Genomic DNA, 14,750 nt, shown 5'->3' on the forward strand with positions numbered 1-14,750 from the left:
GACCCGCATCAGGCCCGGCCCGGTTTTCCCGGCCCGTGTCGCGCTGACTTGGAATAAGTTACACGGCCCCGAAACACCCCCGACAACCACCCCCCTTTAAGCGTCGGCGAGGGGCCGTGAGTCTTTTGGACGGCTATCGGACCCCAAAAGACTCACGGCCATTCACCTGCGGAAATCCCTATCCATCCGGCCGCCGGAGGTCCAGTGGCAGGATCCGGGAGCTGAGTGCTTTGCCGTGGGTGTCGAGGGCGAGGGAGGTCGTCACCCCACCGTCTAGGGCTTGGCGGCAGGTGAACTGCAGGGCGCACAGGTCCGGGAGTTCGTAGCGCAGCACCTCGCCTCGGATGTGGTCGGCGAGGTGCGCGCGAACCCGGTCAGCCGAGACCTCCCGGACCAGCAGGTCAAGTCCTCGTCCCAGTAGGGGAACAGCGACAGCGTCGAGGTGTCGCCCTTGTCCCCGGCCCTGCGTTCCGCCAGGCATTCCAGGACCAAAACGTCCAGCTCGGCCCGCGCCGCAAGGTTTACCGCCGGTTCGATCCGGTCCCCGGCGAATCCGGTTCCGCTCCCGATGCGCATCACAGCATCCCCGTGACCAGTGCGACCGCGGTCATCACCAGTGTCGTGCCGAACGCCCACCCGAAGATGAACCGCTGGTGGTCACCGAAGCCGACCTTGCCCATCCCGAGCAGGATGAACGTCGAGGCGGTAAGCGGGCTGAGCGGGAAACCGGTCGTCATCTTGGCGAGGATCGCGGCACGTCCGATTGCGGCCGGGTCACCGCCGAGCGCGGACGTCGTCTCCGCGAGCACCGGGACCACGCCGTAGTAGAACGCGTCCGGGGTGAACACCAGGCGCAACGGCATGCTGGTGATCGCGGTGGCCACCGGCAACAGATCGGCGGCGGAGTCCGGGACGACCGACACGAGTGCTCTCAGCCATCGCGTTGATCACACCCGGGTGACCCGTGTTGCAGGTCGACGGTGCTGTTGCTGCATGACATCGCCCACTGCCGACTCCGGCTGCGCCGACCAGGTCGGCCGGTTGACCAGCAGCGCCGCCAGGAAGGCCAGCAGGAAGAGTACTTCCAGGCGCAGATGATCGTCGTCGCCGTCGTGCTCGCGGCCCGCTACTCTGCCGTGCCGTCGTACTGGCGCTACTGCTGCTCGGCGAAAGCATGACCCGCACACAGCTGTCGGGGCTGTTGTGCGCCGCAGCGGCGATCGCTTCGCTGTCCTTGACGTAATGCGAGGTCAGGAAGGCTTGACCGCGCGGTGGACCGCCACGACGCCGCTGGTGAGGTTGCGCCACTGCACGCCGGTCCAGCCGGACTCGGCGATCAGCTCCGCCAATTCGCGCTGCTCCGGCCACTCGCGGATGGACTCCGCGAGGTAGACGTAGGCGTCCGGGTTCGACGACACCGCGCGGGCGATCGGCGGCAGCGCCCGCATCAGGTAATTCAGGTAGATCGTCCGGAACGGCTGCCAGGTGGGGGTCGAGAACTCGCACACCACCAGCCGACCTCCTGGGCGCACCACCCTGAGCATCTCTCGCAGGCCCGCGGCCGTATCTGCCAGGTTCCGCAGCCCGAACGAGATAGTCGCGGCGTCGAAGACGCCGTCGGCGAACGGCAGCCGGAGCGCGTCCGCCGCCACCATCGGCACCCCTCGGTGCCGACCGACCGACAGCATGCCCAGCGAGAAGTCCGCGGCCACGCACCACGCGCCGGAGCGAGCGAACTCCACCGTCGACACGCCGCTGCCCGCCGCCAGGTCCAGCACCCGCTCGCCGGGCTTGGGCGCCAGGGCCCGCCGGGTCACCTCCCGCCACCGCCGGTCCTGCCCGAAGGCCAGCACCGTGTTGGTCAGGTCGTACCTGCGCGCGACGCCGTCGAACATCGCGGCGACCTCACGGGGGTTCTTGTCCAAACCGGCCCTAGACACAACCGAAGCGTACGTTCCGGGACCGGCGAGATCACCATCACGCCCGCCGATTCCGCATCGCGGAAGTCACGTTCCTCATCGGTCGCCCCCGGATCACACTTCGGGCCGGTGGGTGGCAAGTGGATTCGCAACGCCATTGCCGCGCCACTCGGGGGCGACCCACATCGCTTCGAGCTGGTACTCCGCCGGGGTCCAAGCCAGCACCGCGACCACCCCCACCGCCGCCTCCCGGACCAAGCCAGGAACCACGGGCTGCGGGCGAGCCGCTCCCGCCAGAACTCCATCGGCTCCGCCGCTGACGGTCCAAAGTGGATCCGAACGCATCCGGGCCGGCCGTGAGTGCGCGCAGCCTCGCCTCCCGCAAAGCGGTCAGCTCGCTGTCCATCACTCGCCGCGCCAAGACCACGGGGCCCATGATGAGCGGGAGAAGTGTTCCAGCACAACGAATTTTTCCTTGCTGGGGAAGCAAGTTCTCCTGATCGAGGCGCATGTGGTTCCAGGGATCGATCCGGTGAGCATCGATAGCTGTTCCGAAGTCGCCTGATCTGGTGTTTGAAGCGGCGCAGCCGCTAATCCCCGCTACCGACACCGCAGGGGCCCACGAAGCCGTAACGCCCGCAAGATCCGCCGCGCAGCGCGAAGGGGTCAAGCGGCCAACAACTCCACGCGCGCCATCACCTCGGCGTAGTGTCCGATCAGCTGTTGGCACAGCGCGGGCCAGGTCCGCCCGGCGACAGCTACCCGCGCCGCTTCGCCGAACCTCTCCCGCAGCGCCGGGTCGCGCAACGCCGTGACAGCGGCGTGCAGGGCATTCGCGTGCACAGCGGGATCGTCCGCTGGCAAGAGATAACCGGTGCGACCGTGATCGACGAGATCCCGGGGGCCGCCCGCGTCCGGGGCGATGACCGGGACGCCCGAAGCCATTGCCTCCTGCACAGCCTGGCAGAACGTCTCATGCGGCCCGGTGTGCACGAAAACGTCGAGGCTCGCGTAGATCCGCGCCAGCTCATCCCCGGTCCGCTGCCCCAGGAACACCGCACCCGGTAACGCCGCACCAAGGCTCTGGCGTTCAGGCCCGTCACCCACGACGACAAGCCGCACGCCCGGCATCCCGGCCAGCGCCGCCAGCCTCTCGATGTGTTTCTCCGGAGCCAACCGCCCCACGTACCCGACGAGCAACTCGCCGTTCGGCGCCAACTCGCCGCACAGGCCCGAATCCCGGTGCTGCGGCGAGAAACGCGTTGTGTCCACACCACGCCCCCACCGGTGCACCCGCGGAACGCCTCGCTCCAGCAGTATGTCCACGGCCCAAGTCGACGGCGCGAGCGTCCGGTCGGCGGCCCCGTGCAGGCGGCGGATCCAGCGCCACGCGGCTCGCGCGGTCAGGCCCAAGCCGTACGACTCTGCGAAGCCCGCGACGTCGGTCTGGTACACCGCGACGGTCGGGACACCGAGCCGCCTCGCGGCGGCCAGGCCGCGCGCCCCGACGATGAACGGCGACGCGAGGTGCACGACATCCGGGCGGAATTCCTGCAACCCGCGCAGCAACCGCCGCGTCGGGAAGCCGATCGGCAACGACGAAACCAGCGGCAGATCCACTGCGGGCAGCCGGATCACCGGGAAGCCCGCGTACTCCTCCGGCCCTGCTCCTGGGGCAATCACCAGTGCCGCGTCGCCCCGACGGCGCAAGTGCTCCAGCACCCGGAGCACGGAATTCGTCACCCCGTTAATCTGCGGCAGGAAGCTCTCGGTCACGATCGCTATGCGCACGCCGAAAACCGTGACGCCCCGGCCCGGCGAACAGTCGACCGCAAAGTGACAACATCGCCAACGTCAACCGAAGACCGCGCCAACTCGCCAGGCGGCGCACAATCGTGACCTGCCCATCCACAACCGGTCACCTAAGTGTTGCGCTCCGGTCACCCACCGCACGGAGCCTGGGACGGCATGACGGTCCTGCCTTCCACGCTCGCGCAGATCGATCCCGCCCTGGTGTCGCGGGCGTTCGAGGTCGCTGGCCGACTCGCGAACGACGCCGCAGACGTGATCATCGCGACTGCGGGCCGGGGGGCGCGCCCCGAGCCCACCGAGTCGCCATTCGACTGGGTCACCGACACCGGCCGCACCCTGGAACGCCACACCCGGCGGATCCTCGCCGACGAATTCCCCGGAATCCCGGTGTTCGGCGAGGAATTCGACGCCGCGCCCACCACGATCGCCGAGCACTGGGCCGCCCGCGCCGGTTCGGCGAGATTCCGCTGGTCGGTCGACCCGGTCGACGGCACCGCCAACTACGTCGCGGGCCTGCCCTGGTGCGCCTACAGCCTCGCCATGCTCGACGAGCACGGCCCGGTGGTGGGGGTGGTCGCTGACCCCTACCGCACGCAGATCTACGCCGCGGCGCGCGGCCGCGGCATGCGCGCCAACGGCACGCCGGTGCGGTTGCCCGTCCCGGGCGAGGCACGGGGCGGAATCGTGTGCACGGAACTGACCAAGGACGGGCCGTGGCACGGCATGGACCGGTTCATCACCAATGCCGCGAGCGCCCAGGTCGGGGTTCGATTACTGGGCTCCCCGACGCTGGCGATCACCCAGGTCGCCCTCGGCCACGCGGTCGCGGCGGTGCTGGACTCCTATCAGGAATGGGACGTCGCCGGAGCGCTCGCGTTGGCCACCGAAGCCGGTGCCACCGTGCTGGACCGCCGTGGCAACGCAACCGCTCTCCCGCTGGACGGGCTGCTGGTGGCCGCCCCCGACGTGGCCGCCGACGTGCACGACTGGTGGCGGCAGGCGACCGGGCCGAACTGACCCTCAGGCGGCCCGAACCAGTGTCCGGGCCGGAGCCAAACCTGGCTTCGGACCGAACACGGCCGACATCGGCCGCAGCAGCGGGAACTGCTCACGCAGCACCGTCACCTGCTCGTGGACCCGGCTGAGATCGGGTGCTGCGACCAGCTCCACGACCGTCTCCAACAGGTGATCGGTGACCATGCTGAACCTTGTCGCGGCGTCGTCGAGCTGGCTCTGCACCCGGCGCACAACCGCGTCGCCCGGCGGCTCGCTGCCCGCTAGACCTCGCCTCAACTCGGAAAGCGCGCGAATGTTCGGCAATTCCGCGTCCATCCGCCGAACGACTGTCTGCAACTGGTGGCGGGCCTGCGTGGAGGACACCGCGTCGACGGCGCGGGCGGATCGGTACACCGCCTGCTCGCAGCGCTGGACCTCGTGCAACCACTTGTCAGGCAAGGGCCACGGAGCCAGAACGGGCGGCGCAGCAGGGGGCGCAGCGGCGGACGCGGTTCTCACTTCCCGGGCGCAGACAACGGCCAACATCACTCCTGCCCCGCACGCCCCGGAGATCAGCGCGACCAGAACTTGCACCCAGATTCCGTCCATGTCGAGTTGTGTCCTTCCACTTGGCCGCAGAGGCATTCGAAACCGGTGTCCCGCCCGTGGACACCGATCCGACGATGTCGACCGGACCGAAGTTCCCGAGCGCCCCCCAGGAATCACTTTGCGCCCGCCGGGCCCCGAAGTTCTTGGGGGAAAGTACTCAATCTGATCGCGTGTGCCGCGACTCTCGCCCGTTCGGCCCGGCTGATCACGGCTGTGCGGCGGATCTTGCCAGGTACTGCATCTCGGCGAGCAGGAACTCCAGCCCACCGGTGTGCACCCCGTCCCGGCCGCCGGGTCGGACGAACTCACCGAACTCCGTAGGATCCGGCCGTTCCAGGCGTGCCACCGAGAACACCTCGTCGAGCACGCCGCTCACGTCGCCGCGCACGTCGGCCGGATCCACCCCGCAGCCGGTGCCCGCCAAGCGCGCCTCGACCGGGTGCGGGACGAAAAGCTCGCCGGTCATCGGCCACACCCGCTGGAACCCGGCCGCCATGAGCCGGGACGAACTGGTGCCGCCATCGCCGAGGCGGATCACCCACTGGGCGGCGTGGTCCCGGTGCCGCGTCAGTCCCGCGAGCGACCGCGCCGCCAAGGTGGCCAGCACCGCGTCCCGGCTCCGCGCCAGCCGTTCGAACACCGCGACCCTCCATGCGGCGAACAGCAGCAGCCGCGCGACTGTCGCCGAGAAATCCCCGACCTGGCCGGGCCCGCAGTCGATCTCGACCATGCGGACATTGCGGAATTCCTCGGCCGTCCGCAGGTACGCGAGGCTGTCCTCGTCCCGCACCGCACCTTCCACCTCGCCCGCGCGGTGCAGGAGGATCCTGGCCTGCCCCAACAGGTCAAGTGCGATCGCGCCGATCGCGGCAGCCTCTTCCAGTTCCGGGGCGCGAATTCCCCACTCGAACAACCGGTGCGACAAGATCAGCGCATCGTCGCCGAGCATTAGGCAGTACTGCGAGAGGTCCGAAGTGGCCACGCCATCCGGAACCGATCGATCCACAGTAGACATCGAAGGAGCGCCGAGCACCCACTGGTGCACATCCGACGCACCCGACTGCACTTCAGGCATGTTCATGGCGACCTCGCAGACGCGAGTCGGCGGCCGACCGGAACGGATGGACCGCTACCCCCACCCCCGGGTCCACGTCGGTCATGTGAACCCGCCGCCAGCCCCCTTCCGGTGGGAATCCAGTGTCACACCACCCGACCGAGTTAGGGAAGCCTGATCAGCGGTACAAGGGCACAACTACTCATCGCGCAGTCGGCCGCCGCAGCAGCCAGTACACCGGCAGCAGAACCGCCCACACCACGGCGAGCGAACTGGACACCGGCAGCAGCGACAAGACCGCGTTGCGCCCGGCAACGCGGACCAGATCGGGGTTCCGCGAGTCGTACTCGACCCGGACCAGCTGGCCAGCCTGCAGGTCCGCGGGGTACAGCACGCCGTTCGGCGGGATGTATACGCGGCCCTCGTCGGTGTTGAAGCGCACCACGGTCCGGGTCAGCGAGGTGTCCACCACCTCGGCCACCGCTTCGCCCTTGGACTCCTCGATTGTCCGATCGTTGATGAAGCACGCCCCGATGACGGACAGCCCCATCACGGTCAGCAGCAGCCCGAGCACAAGCACGCCCCGGGCGGCTCGCGTCCGCCCCCGGCGACGGGTCTGCACCGCCACCGGCTGGTCACCGTCCGTGCTGGAACCGCTCACCGAGTCGGCCGCGTTCTGCGCCACCGCTTCGCTCGCCACGGTGACCGATTGTAGGCATCCCGCCATCGGCGAGTCGCAGGCCTTCGGTGCTGCCCACCGCTTCGGAGGCGGCGCATACCCTCCAGGAGTGGCGACTACACCCCGGCTGCTGAAGGCTCGAACCCGACGGCTCGAACCAGGCGACCCCCGATACGACCGTCCCCTGTTGGAGTTGCTTCCCGCAGACGGCGTGCTCAGCTGGGTCCGCGACGGCTCCGGGCTCGTCGGCTGGGGCTGCGCGGCCCGCCTCGATGTTTCCGGTCGGGACCGCTTCAGCCAGGCCGACGCCTGGTGGCGAGAGCTTTGTCACCAATTCGAGATCGAAGACTCGGTGGGGCTGCCCGGCTGCGGACCGGTGGCGTTCGCCAGCCTGGCCTTCGCCGACGAGCCCGGGGATTCGGTGCTGATCGTCCCCGAGGTCGTCATCGGGCAACAACGCGACGGGGTGCGCTGGATCACCACGATCGGCGACGGCTCCACCGAGCCGCAGCAGCCCGAGCCCATGCACCCGCCCGGCACGGTGTCCTACAGCGACGGGCAACTCTCAGCGACCGGTTACCGCCAGGCCGTGGCCGAGGCGGTACGCCGCATGCGGGAAACAGGCGATCTCGACAAGATCGTGCTCTCCCACGACCTGCTGGCCAGCACCTCGGAACCGCTCGATGTGCGGTACCTACTGCACAACCTCGCCGCCCGGTACCCGACCTGCTGGACGTTCGCGGTGGACGGTCTCGTCGGCGCCACCCCGGAGCTGCTACTCGAACGCATGGGATACGAAGTGCGATCCCAGGTGCTCGCCGGCACGGTCTGGCCCCGCGAGGGGCACACCCCGCAACAGCTCGCGGCCGAACTGCTGGCGTCCGCCAAGAACCGAAGCGAACACGCCTACGCGGCGGAGTCGTTGGCGGTGCGACTCCGCCCCTTCTGCAGTGATCTCACCATGTCGAACGAGCCAGAGGTCCTCCAGCTGCGCAACGTCCTGCACCTCGCGACGAACGTCGAGGGCAAGCTCAGCGAAAGCAACGCGACCACCGGCCCCGCAACGCTGCTGCGCATGGTCGCCGCGGTGCACCCCACGGCTGCAGTCGGGGGGACACCGACCGATGACGCGGTGCTGACGATCGGCGAGCTGGAAGGGATGGACCGGGGGCGCTACGCGGGCCCGGTCGGCTGGCTGGACGGCAGCAGCAACGGCGAGTTCGCCATAGCCCTCCGCTGCGCCCAAGTTGAAGCGACCGCCACGCCCGGCGTCGAGGCCTGGCGTGGCGGGGGCAAGGTGCGGCTGTTCGCGGGGTGCGGAATCGTCCCCGATTCCGATCCCGACCTCGAGGTCGCGGAAGCGGAAGCGAAGCTGCTCCCGATCCGCGAGGCCCTCGAAGGCGTCCGCTAGCGCGAACCGCTTACTAGTGCTCGTGCAGCAGGGCGTGCGTGCGGTCGAGCTCCGCCACGGCCTTCGGCGGCGCCACCATGACGTGGTTCGCACGCGGCGGTACCCCGGTCACTTCGCCGACCGGCGGCTTGCCTTTGGTGAACAACCAGGTGTTGAACAGCTCGCCTAGCTGCTTGCCGGAGCGCTGCTCGGCGAGCGCGATGAACTCCTCGATCGTGCCGGTGGAGTAGCGCTTCTCCGACACCCAGGTCCGGACGATGTCCTGCAGGACCGCATCTCCGACCACGTTGCGCAAGGCTTGCACGGTCATCGCGCCGCGGTCGTACACCGCGTTGTCGAACACGGCCCCCGCACCGGGATCACCCGGCAGGACCTGCCAGAACGGGTCATCGGCCGGGTACAGCCCGTAGTAGTAGTCGAAGAGTTCCTGTGCGGTGCCAGTGCCCTGCTTCTCCGACCAGAGCCACTCCGCGTAGGACGCGAAGCCCTCGTTCAGCCAGATGTTGCGCCAGGTGTCCACCGACACCGAATCGCCGAACCACTGGTGCGCGTTCTCGTGCACCACCACTGAGGTGTTGGCACCGTTCCGGAAGAACTTGTGGCTGTAGGTCGGCCGGGTCTGGTTCTCCAGGGCGAAGCTCATCCCCTCGGATGAGACAAGTCCGCCCTGCGCCTCGAACGGGTACTCGCCGAGCAACCCGCTCAGGAACTCCACGACCTCCGGGGTTCGTTCGATGCTGGCCTTCGCCGCTCCCTCGAACTCTCCGAGGTTGGCGGAGTACGCGCTGACGAACGGCTGCCCGAACGCACCGGTCTTGGTGCTGATCACGTACTGCCCGACGCCGATGAACGCCAGGTAGGTGGCGGTCGGCTTCGTCGTGCGCCACTGCCAGGTCGTCCAGCCCGCCAGGCTGGAGTTCTTGGTGTTCACGCCGTTGGACACCACCTCGGTGCCGTCCGGCACAGCGACCGAGACGTCGAAGGTCGCCTTGTCCCTGGGGTGGTCGTTGCTCGGGAACCACCAGGCCGCGATCTCCGGTTCGCCGACCGCGAGCGCACCGTCGGAAGTGCGGACCCACGGCTTGAGGCCGTCCACCTCGACCGTCGACGGCACGCCCTCGTAGTCGACGACGAAGGTCGCGAGGCTTCCCTCGGGCAACGTCACCGGCGGCGTCACCGTCAGTTCCGTGCCGGCCTGCGAGAACTGCGCAGGCGCCCCGTTGACCAGCACCGACTTGGTGGTCAGCGCGAAGTCCAGGTTGAACGCGGTCAGGTTCTGCGTCGGTTTCGCGACGATCGTCGTGGTGCCCTGAAGATGATCGTCCGCTGGCTGGTAACGCACCCGGATGTCGTAGTGGGAGACGTCGTACCCACCGTTGCCGTAACCCGGGAAGTAGTCGTCGCCCGCGCCCGGCGCCCCCGGTCCGTCGCTGCCGGCCAACGCCGGTGTGGCGAGCAAAGCCGTCGTGCAGCACGCCGCTGCCGTGGCTCGCAGGCCGTGTCGTCGAAACACCTGCCACCTCCTCCGAACTTCTTGGTCCGGTAGGAGAGTAGGGAAGATCCTATCTACTAGGCATGTTTTCGGATCACCGTTTTTCCCACTGTGCAGCGGGAAACCGCGAACGCAGGCACCGAAAACACCGGAGGCTGCCCGCACGACCACCCCGATCTGCGGAGAAACAAGAACCTTTCGAGCGACATCGGCGCACCGACGACGCCAAACTAACGTGTGACGCCACCCACCGGGGAATTCCCGAACGTTGAGATCAACCCGGCACAGCCGAAAAGACCGCGCTAGTTGGCTGTTTGGGGAGTCGATCCGGCCTTCGTCCTTGAAACGACATTGGACACCATCGACGGAGCAGGGAGACTCACCCCAGCGCGTTCATGATCAACATGGTGGCGCCTTGCGGACACCGGTGGTTCACGAGGAGCTCAAAGGCTCGCTACGGCAGGAGATCCGGCGCCATCGCCACGGCTCCGCCAGATCGCCACCACCCACCCAGTCACGACATCTCGCAGGCAGGCGGGCATATCGAGCCGTCAACCGACCAGGGCAGACCGAACCGCAGTCAGCAACCGCTGGTGCACAGCGCGCAGTTTGGCGCGATCCGCCCGCACCTCGACGACCCGCAATCCCGGCCGCCACTGCAGGGCAGCGGTGAACTCGGCACGCTCCCGTACAAGCACGTGCTCGACGCTGTGCGCCGCGCAGAGCTTGCCGATGTCGGTTCCGTGCGGTGTCGCGAAGACCCGCTCGAAGGCCTCCCGGTGCTCGGGGCTTCCCTGCTCCAGCAGGGCGAAGATGCCGCCGCCGTCGTCGTTCAACACCACGATCGTCAGATCGGGCCGCTGTTCGTACGGTCCGAGCATCAGGCCGTTGCTGTCGTGCAGGAAAGTCAGGTCACCCATGAGCGCGTAGGCCGGGCTGCCGTGCGCGATCGCGGCGCCGATCGCCGTCGACACCGTGCCGTCGATTCCAGCCACACCCCGGTTGCGGTGCACGACCACATCGGGCCGTTGGCGTGCGGTCAACGCCACGTCGCGGCTCGGGTTCGACGAACCCAAGACAAGCAGGGCGTGCTCGGGCAACATGTCCACGACCTCGCGCGCCACGGCGGCGCCGCTCGGCCAACGCTCCAGGTCAAGAGCCGCTTGCAGCGCCTCGGACGCCTTCTGGTCGGCGTGCTGCCACTCGGTGAGCCAGCCGGGATCGGCGTGTACCTGCGCGGCACCGAAGGTCGCCGCGACCTCCCGCAAGTTGTGCGCCGGAGCAGCCCAGTCCACCCCGCCGTGCGCGAGCAGCACTTCCACGTCGGTATCCGCCAGCAATCGCTGGACCTGCCGGAACACTGTCGGGCGGCCGACGCACAACACCTGTTCTGGCCGGTGCTCCCGCATGAACTCGGGCAGGTTCAGCAGCCACATCCCGGTGCTGATCGCGGCTGAGCCGCCTAAGCCCACACCGCCGGACTCGGACAGCACCGGCCAGCCATGACGATCGCCCCACTGGTTGGCGCTCTCGACACCCCAGTCGGCGACCAGCACGAGGCCGCGTCGAGCGCGCACTTGCGACAGTTCACTCGGCGCGCAGCCTCGTTGGGAGACCTCCGTCCACCGGGCGTCACCCGGGCGTCCGGTCAGCGGCTCGCACCACTGGTCGTCGCCGTCGGGCACCAGCGGCTCCCGGAACGGGATGTTCAGGTGCACCGGGCCGCCCCGCGTGCCATCGGCCGCGGCGTGCCAGGCGCGACACACCTGGCTTCGCCAGTACGCGTTCTGCCCCGGGCGGCTCTCGGCGACCGCGAGCTCGTCGAACATCCGGACCTCGGCACCGAACAGCCGGTGCTGATCGATGGTCTGGTTGGCACCCGCTGCGCGCAACTCCGGCGGGCGATCCGCGGTCAGCACGATCAGCGGGACACCCGAGTGGTATGCCTCACTCACCGCCGGGTGCAGATTCGTCGCGGCAGTACCCGATGTGCAGACGACCACCACCGGCGACTGCGTTCGCGCGGCCAACCCCAACGCGAGAAAACCCGCGCTGCGCTCGTCGATGCGTACGTGCAGCCGCAACCGCGCTGCGTGCGCGGCTCGGTGCAGCGCGTAAGACAGAGGTGCGTTGCGTGATCCCGGGGAGAGCACCACCTGCCGCACCCTGTTGCGGACGAGCTCGTCGACGATGACCTCAGCCTGGGCCGTGGACGGATTCAACCGATCACCTCTGAACATCGCTTGGCGAACGTCGGCCGAGGGAGCCATGGCCCCCTCGCCGTCGTCCCCGCAAGCGCCGGTTTGCCGCGGGGAGGCCCCCGTCCCGAGCGCTTGCTGCGCCTATTGTCCCAGGTGTGCAGAATCCCCGTGTCTCTGAGCTGTTCGATCCGGCTTCGTGGGAGCCCGTGGCGGGCTTCGACTTCACCGACATCACGTATCACCGCTGCGTCGAGGACCGCCCCGGGAAAGGCACCGTGCGCATCGCGTTCGACCGCCCGGACGTCCGCAACGCCTTCCGCCCGCACACCGTCGACGAGCTGTACCGAGCCCTGGACCACGCACGCATGACCAGCGACGTCGGCTGCGTGCTGATCACCGGAAACGGCCCGTCCACCAAGGACGGCGGCTGGGCCTTCTGCTCCGGCGGCGATCAGCGGATCCGCGGTCGTTCCGGGTACCAGTACGCCGACGGCGAGACCGCCGAGTCGGTCGACCCGGCCCGCGCCGGGCGGCTGCATATCCTCGAAGTGCAGCGACTGATCCGGTTCATGCCGAAGATCGTCATCGCGGTCGTACCGGGCTGGGCCGCCGGCGGCGGGCACAGCCTGCACGTCGTGTGCGATCTCACCATCGCCAGCGCCGAGCACGCCCGCTTCAAGCAGACCGACGCCGACGTCGGCAGCTTCGACGGCGGCTTCGGCTCGGCCTACCTCGCCCGCCAGGTAGGCCAGAAGTTCGCCCGGGAGATCTTCTTCCTCGGGCGCCCCTACACCGCCGAGCAGGCTCACCAGATGGGCATGGTCAACCTCGTCGTCCCGCACGACGAACTGGAGGCCACCGCGCTGCAGTGGTCCCGCGAGATCAACGGCAAGTCGCCGACTGCGCAGCGCATGCTCAAGTACGCCTTCAATGCCATCGACGACGGGCTGGTCGGCCAGCAGCTGTTCGCCGGTGAGACCACCCGCCTCGCCTACATGACCGACGAAGCCGTCGAAGGGCGCGACTCGTTCCTGCAGAAGCGGACCCCGGACTGGTCCGCCTACCCCTGGTACTTCTGAGTCGTCGGGATCGGTTCCGCGCGGGCTCGCACCGCTTTTCCCGGCATGGAACCGGTCCTTCCCGCCATCCCCTGCCGGCCATCGGCCTAAGAAGAGGTCCACCAGCAGGTCGGCCGGGCACACCAGCACGATCAAAACCATCATTGTCGGCTCCTTCCAAGCGCGTACCAATTTCATCGGCCAAAAATTCGAACACTTGATCGCTAGAACAGGTGATCGAGTGTCGAAGTTCTCGCCGCGGTGGGGCAGCCTGCGGGGCCGCCGCTCGCCGACAATGGGCAGATGCCGAAAGCCCGCGACCTGCAGCCGCTTTCCGTACCGCCCGGAACTGGCGCTTTGGACGTGCTACCTGCGTTGACGCGGGCACTGGACGGCGACGGCCCGGCCCTGCTGCCAGTCGCCGCAGGAAACGCGGAGGAAGCTCAGCGGCTCGTCGCAGCCCTCGCCGACGGCTCGCCGCTGGCCGATGCCGAAGACCACCCCGACGACCCAACCGCGCTGGTCATCGCCACTTCAGGCTCCACCGGCACGCCAAAGGGCGTGCTGCTCCCGACATCGGCTCTGCGCGCCTCCGCCGAAGCCACCCACCGCCGCCTCGACGGCCCCGGCCACTGGCTGCTGGCGATGCCCGCGCACCACGTCGCGGGCATCCAGGTCCTGGTCCGGGCACTGCTGGCGGGAACCAGCCCGCACGCCATCGACACCTCCGCCGGGTTCCGCCCCGACCGGTTCACCGAGGCCGCCAGCCAGGTGCTCGCAGCGGACGGCCCGCACTACACGGCCCTGGTGCCCACCCAGCTGTCCCGGCTGCTCGACGCGGGCGGCGATGCCCTTGTCACGCTGCGGAAATTCGACGCGGTGCTGCTCGGCGGCGCGGCCACCCCACCAGCCTTGCTGCGGCGGACCCGGGACTGCGGAATCGGCGTCACCACGACGTACGGGATGAGCGAGACCTCGGGCGGCTGCGTTTACGACGGGCAGCCGCTGGACGTCGCGAAGGTCCACATCGACGGCGAGACCGGGCCGATCCGCCTGGCCGGACCGATGCTGGCCAGGGGTTATCGGCACCAGCCGGACGCGGTGGCGTTCACCGACGGCTGGTTCAGCACCGGCGACCTGGGCCGCTGGCGGGGCGACCGGCTGGAGGTGCTGGGCCGCACCGACGACATGATCGTCACCGGCGGGGTGAACGTCGCGCCGCTGGCGGTCGAGCGGGTCCTCACCGAGCAGGACGGGGTCCGCGAGGCATGCGTGCTCGGCGTGCCGGACCAGGAATGGGGCCAGGCAGTGGTCGCGGCGGTCGTGCCAGCGGACCCGGCTGATCCGCCGGCTCCGGTCGCCCTCCGCGCCGCGGTCCGCGAGCGCCTCGGTGCGGCCGCCACGCCGAAGCGCGTCGCTTTCCTCGCGGAGTTGCCGCTGCGTGGGCCCGGAAAGCCGGACCGACGCGCGTTGGCAGCCCAGCTCGATCCCTGACTCCGGCAGGGAGGCTCTCGCCGAC

Annotated in this window: 15 protein-coding genes and 1 pseudogene; 5 read left to right on the forward strand and 11 right to left on the reverse strand. The window is 69.0% G+C overall.

Going from position 1 to position 14,750, the window contains the following annotated elements; translation table 11 throughout:
- Positions 1-178 precede the first annotated feature (178 nt).
- From ACWDKQ_RS07080 to ACWDKQ_RS07090, 3 genes and pseudogenes are all read right to left on the reverse strand, one after another.
- Complete coding sequence (locus ACWDKQ_RS07080) at positions 179-481, reverse strand: AtuA-related protein (protein WP_450137841.1); 303 nt, start codon at positions 479-481, stop codon at positions 179-181.
- 32 nt (positions 482-513) lie between these two features.
- Positions 514-576: pseudogene (locus ACWDKQ_RS07085) on the reverse strand (hypothetical protein); the annotation flags it as partial.
- Positions 576-923 carry a hypothetical protein gene (locus ACWDKQ_RS07090; RefSeq protein WP_450137842.1) on the reverse strand — a complete coding sequence of 116 codons (348 nt, stop codon included), beginning with the start codon at positions 921-923 and terminating at the stop codon, positions 576-578. The gene ACWDKQ_RS07090 and the pseudogene ACWDKQ_RS07085, both read right to left, overlap by 1 nt.
- Positions 924-980: 57 nt before the next feature.
- Between ACWDKQ_RS07090 and ACWDKQ_RS07095 the strand changes: the two genes are divergently transcribed.
- A complete protein-coding gene (locus tag ACWDKQ_RS07095; protein ID WP_450137843.1) occupies positions 981-1,178 on the forward strand; it encodes a hypothetical protein in 198 nt (65 codons plus the stop codon).
- Between the two features lie 72 nt (positions 1,179-1,250).
- On the opposite strand, the gene ACWDKQ_RS07100 is transcribed toward ACWDKQ_RS07095, so the two are convergent.
- The 3 genes from ACWDKQ_RS07100 to ACWDKQ_RS07110 all read right to left on the reverse strand — a co-directional run bounded on the left by ACWDKQ_RS07100 (position 1,251) and on the right by ACWDKQ_RS07110 (position 3,710).
- Positions 1,251-1,940: a demethylmenaquinone methyltransferase gene (locus tag ACWDKQ_RS07100; RefSeq protein ID WP_450137844.1), complete on the reverse strand. Its 690-nt coding sequence runs from the start codon at positions 1,938-1,940 to the stop codon at positions 1,251-1,253.
- Between the two features lie 93 nt (positions 1,941-2,033).
- A complete protein-coding gene (locus ACWDKQ_RS07105) occupies positions 2,034-2,177 on the reverse strand; it encodes a hypothetical protein (RefSeq protein WP_450137845.1) in 144 nt (47 codons plus the stop codon).
- Positions 2,178-2,585: 408 nt separating this feature from the next.
- The gene (locus ACWDKQ_RS07110; RefSeq protein WP_450137846.1) at positions 2,586-3,710 is read right to left on the reverse strand and encodes a glycosyltransferase family 4 protein; all 1,125 of its coding nucleotides are present in this window, start codon (positions 3,708-3,710) and stop codon (positions 2,586-2,588) included.
- 177 nt (positions 3,711-3,887) lie between these two features.
- On the opposite strand from ACWDKQ_RS07110, the gene ACWDKQ_RS07115 reads away from it, so the two are divergent.
- Positions 3,888-4,748, forward strand: a complete 861-nt coding sequence (locus ACWDKQ_RS07115; RefSeq protein ID WP_450137847.1) for an inositol monophosphatase family protein — start codon at positions 3,888-3,890, stop codon at positions 4,746-4,748.
- A gap of 3 nt (positions 4,749-4,751) precedes the next feature.
- Here the strand turns inward: ACWDKQ_RS07115 and ACWDKQ_RS07120 are convergent, their stop codons facing one another.
- From ACWDKQ_RS07120 to ACWDKQ_RS07130, 3 genes are all read right to left on the reverse strand, one after another.
- Complete coding sequence (locus ACWDKQ_RS07120) at positions 4,752-5,336, reverse strand: hypothetical protein (protein WP_450137848.1); 585 nt, start codon at positions 5,334-5,336, stop codon at positions 4,752-4,754.
- Positions 5,337-5,541: 205 nt separating this feature from the next.
- A complete protein-coding gene (gene paaC, locus ACWDKQ_RS07125; RefSeq protein ID WP_450137849.1) occupies positions 5,542-6,417 on the reverse strand; it encodes a 1,2-phenylacetyl-CoA epoxidase subunit PaaC in 876 nt (291 codons plus the stop codon).
- 175 nt (positions 6,418-6,592) lie between these two features.
- Positions 6,593-7,090 (reverse strand): DUF3592 domain-containing protein, encoded by a 498-nt coding sequence (locus ACWDKQ_RS07130; protein ID WP_450137850.1) that lies wholly within the window; start codon positions 7,088-7,090, stop codon positions 6,593-6,595.
- A 166-nt stretch (positions 7,091-7,256) separates the two neighbouring features.
- Here ACWDKQ_RS07130 and ACWDKQ_RS07135 point away from each other — a divergent pair, with 166 nt between their 5' ends.
- Positions 7,257-8,480: an isochorismate synthase gene (locus ACWDKQ_RS07135; RefSeq protein WP_450137851.1), complete on the forward strand. Its 1,224-nt coding sequence runs from the start codon at positions 7,257-7,259 to the stop codon at positions 8,478-8,480.
- A 13-nt stretch (positions 8,481-8,493) separates the two neighbouring features.
- Here the strand turns inward: ACWDKQ_RS07135 and ACWDKQ_RS07140 are convergent, their stop codons facing one another.
- Both ACWDKQ_RS07140 and menD read right to left on the reverse strand, forming a co-directional pair.
- Positions 8,494-9,993, reverse strand: coding sequence for a M1 family metallopeptidase (locus ACWDKQ_RS07140; protein WP_450137852.1), 1,500 nt, complete (start codon positions 9,991-9,993; stop codon positions 8,494-8,496).
- A 530-nt stretch (positions 9,994-10,523) separates the two neighbouring features.
- Complete coding sequence (menD, locus tag ACWDKQ_RS07145; RefSeq protein ID WP_450137853.1) at positions 10,524-12,194, reverse strand: 2-succinyl-5-enolpyruvyl-6-hydroxy-3-cyclohexene-1-carboxylic-acid synthase; 1,671 nt, start codon at positions 12,192-12,194, stop codon at positions 10,524-10,526.
- A gap of 134 nt (positions 12,195-12,328) precedes the next feature.
- Here menD and ACWDKQ_RS07150 point away from each other — a divergent pair, with 134 nt between their 5' ends.
- Both ACWDKQ_RS07150 and menE read left to right on the forward strand, forming a co-directional pair.
- On the forward strand, positions 12,329-13,252 hold the full coding sequence (locus ACWDKQ_RS07150; protein WP_450137854.1) for a 1,4-dihydroxy-2-naphthoyl-CoA synthase: 924 nt from the start codon (positions 12,329-12,331) through the stop codon (positions 13,250-13,252).
- Between the two features lie 282 nt (positions 13,253-13,534).
- Positions 13,535-14,725 carry an o-succinylbenzoate--CoA ligase gene (gene menE / locus ACWDKQ_RS07155; RefSeq protein ID WP_450137855.1) on the forward strand — a complete coding sequence of 397 codons (1,191 nt, stop codon included), beginning with the start codon at positions 13,535-13,537 and terminating at the stop codon, positions 14,723-14,725.
- The last annotated feature ends 25 nt before the right edge of the window (positions 14,726-14,750 follow it).

It is taken from the genome of Saccharopolyspora sp. NPDC000995, assembly GCF_053599315.1.

Excerpts from the sequence above, each read along its gene's own strand:
- paaC (WP_450137849.1), bottom strand. The coding sequence starts at position 6,417 with ATGAACATGCCTGAAGTGCAGTCGGGTGCGTCGGATGTGCACCAGTGG.
- ACWDKQ_RS07120 (WP_450137848.1), bottom strand. The coding sequence starts at position 5,336 with ATGGACGGAATCTGGGTGCAAGTTCTGGTCGCGCTGATCTCCGGGGCG.
- menE (WP_450137855.1), top strand. The coding sequence starts at position 13,535 with ATGCCGAAAGCCCGCGACCTGCAGCCGCTTTCCGTACCGCCCGGAACT.
- ACWDKQ_RS07080 (WP_450137841.1), bottom strand. The coding sequence starts at position 481 with ATGCCTGGCGGAACGCAGGGCCGGGGACAAGGGCGACACCTCGACGCT.
- ACWDKQ_RS07115 (WP_450137847.1), top strand. The coding sequence starts at position 3,888 with ATGACGGTCCTGCCTTCCACGCTCGCGCAGATCGATCCCGCCCTGGTG.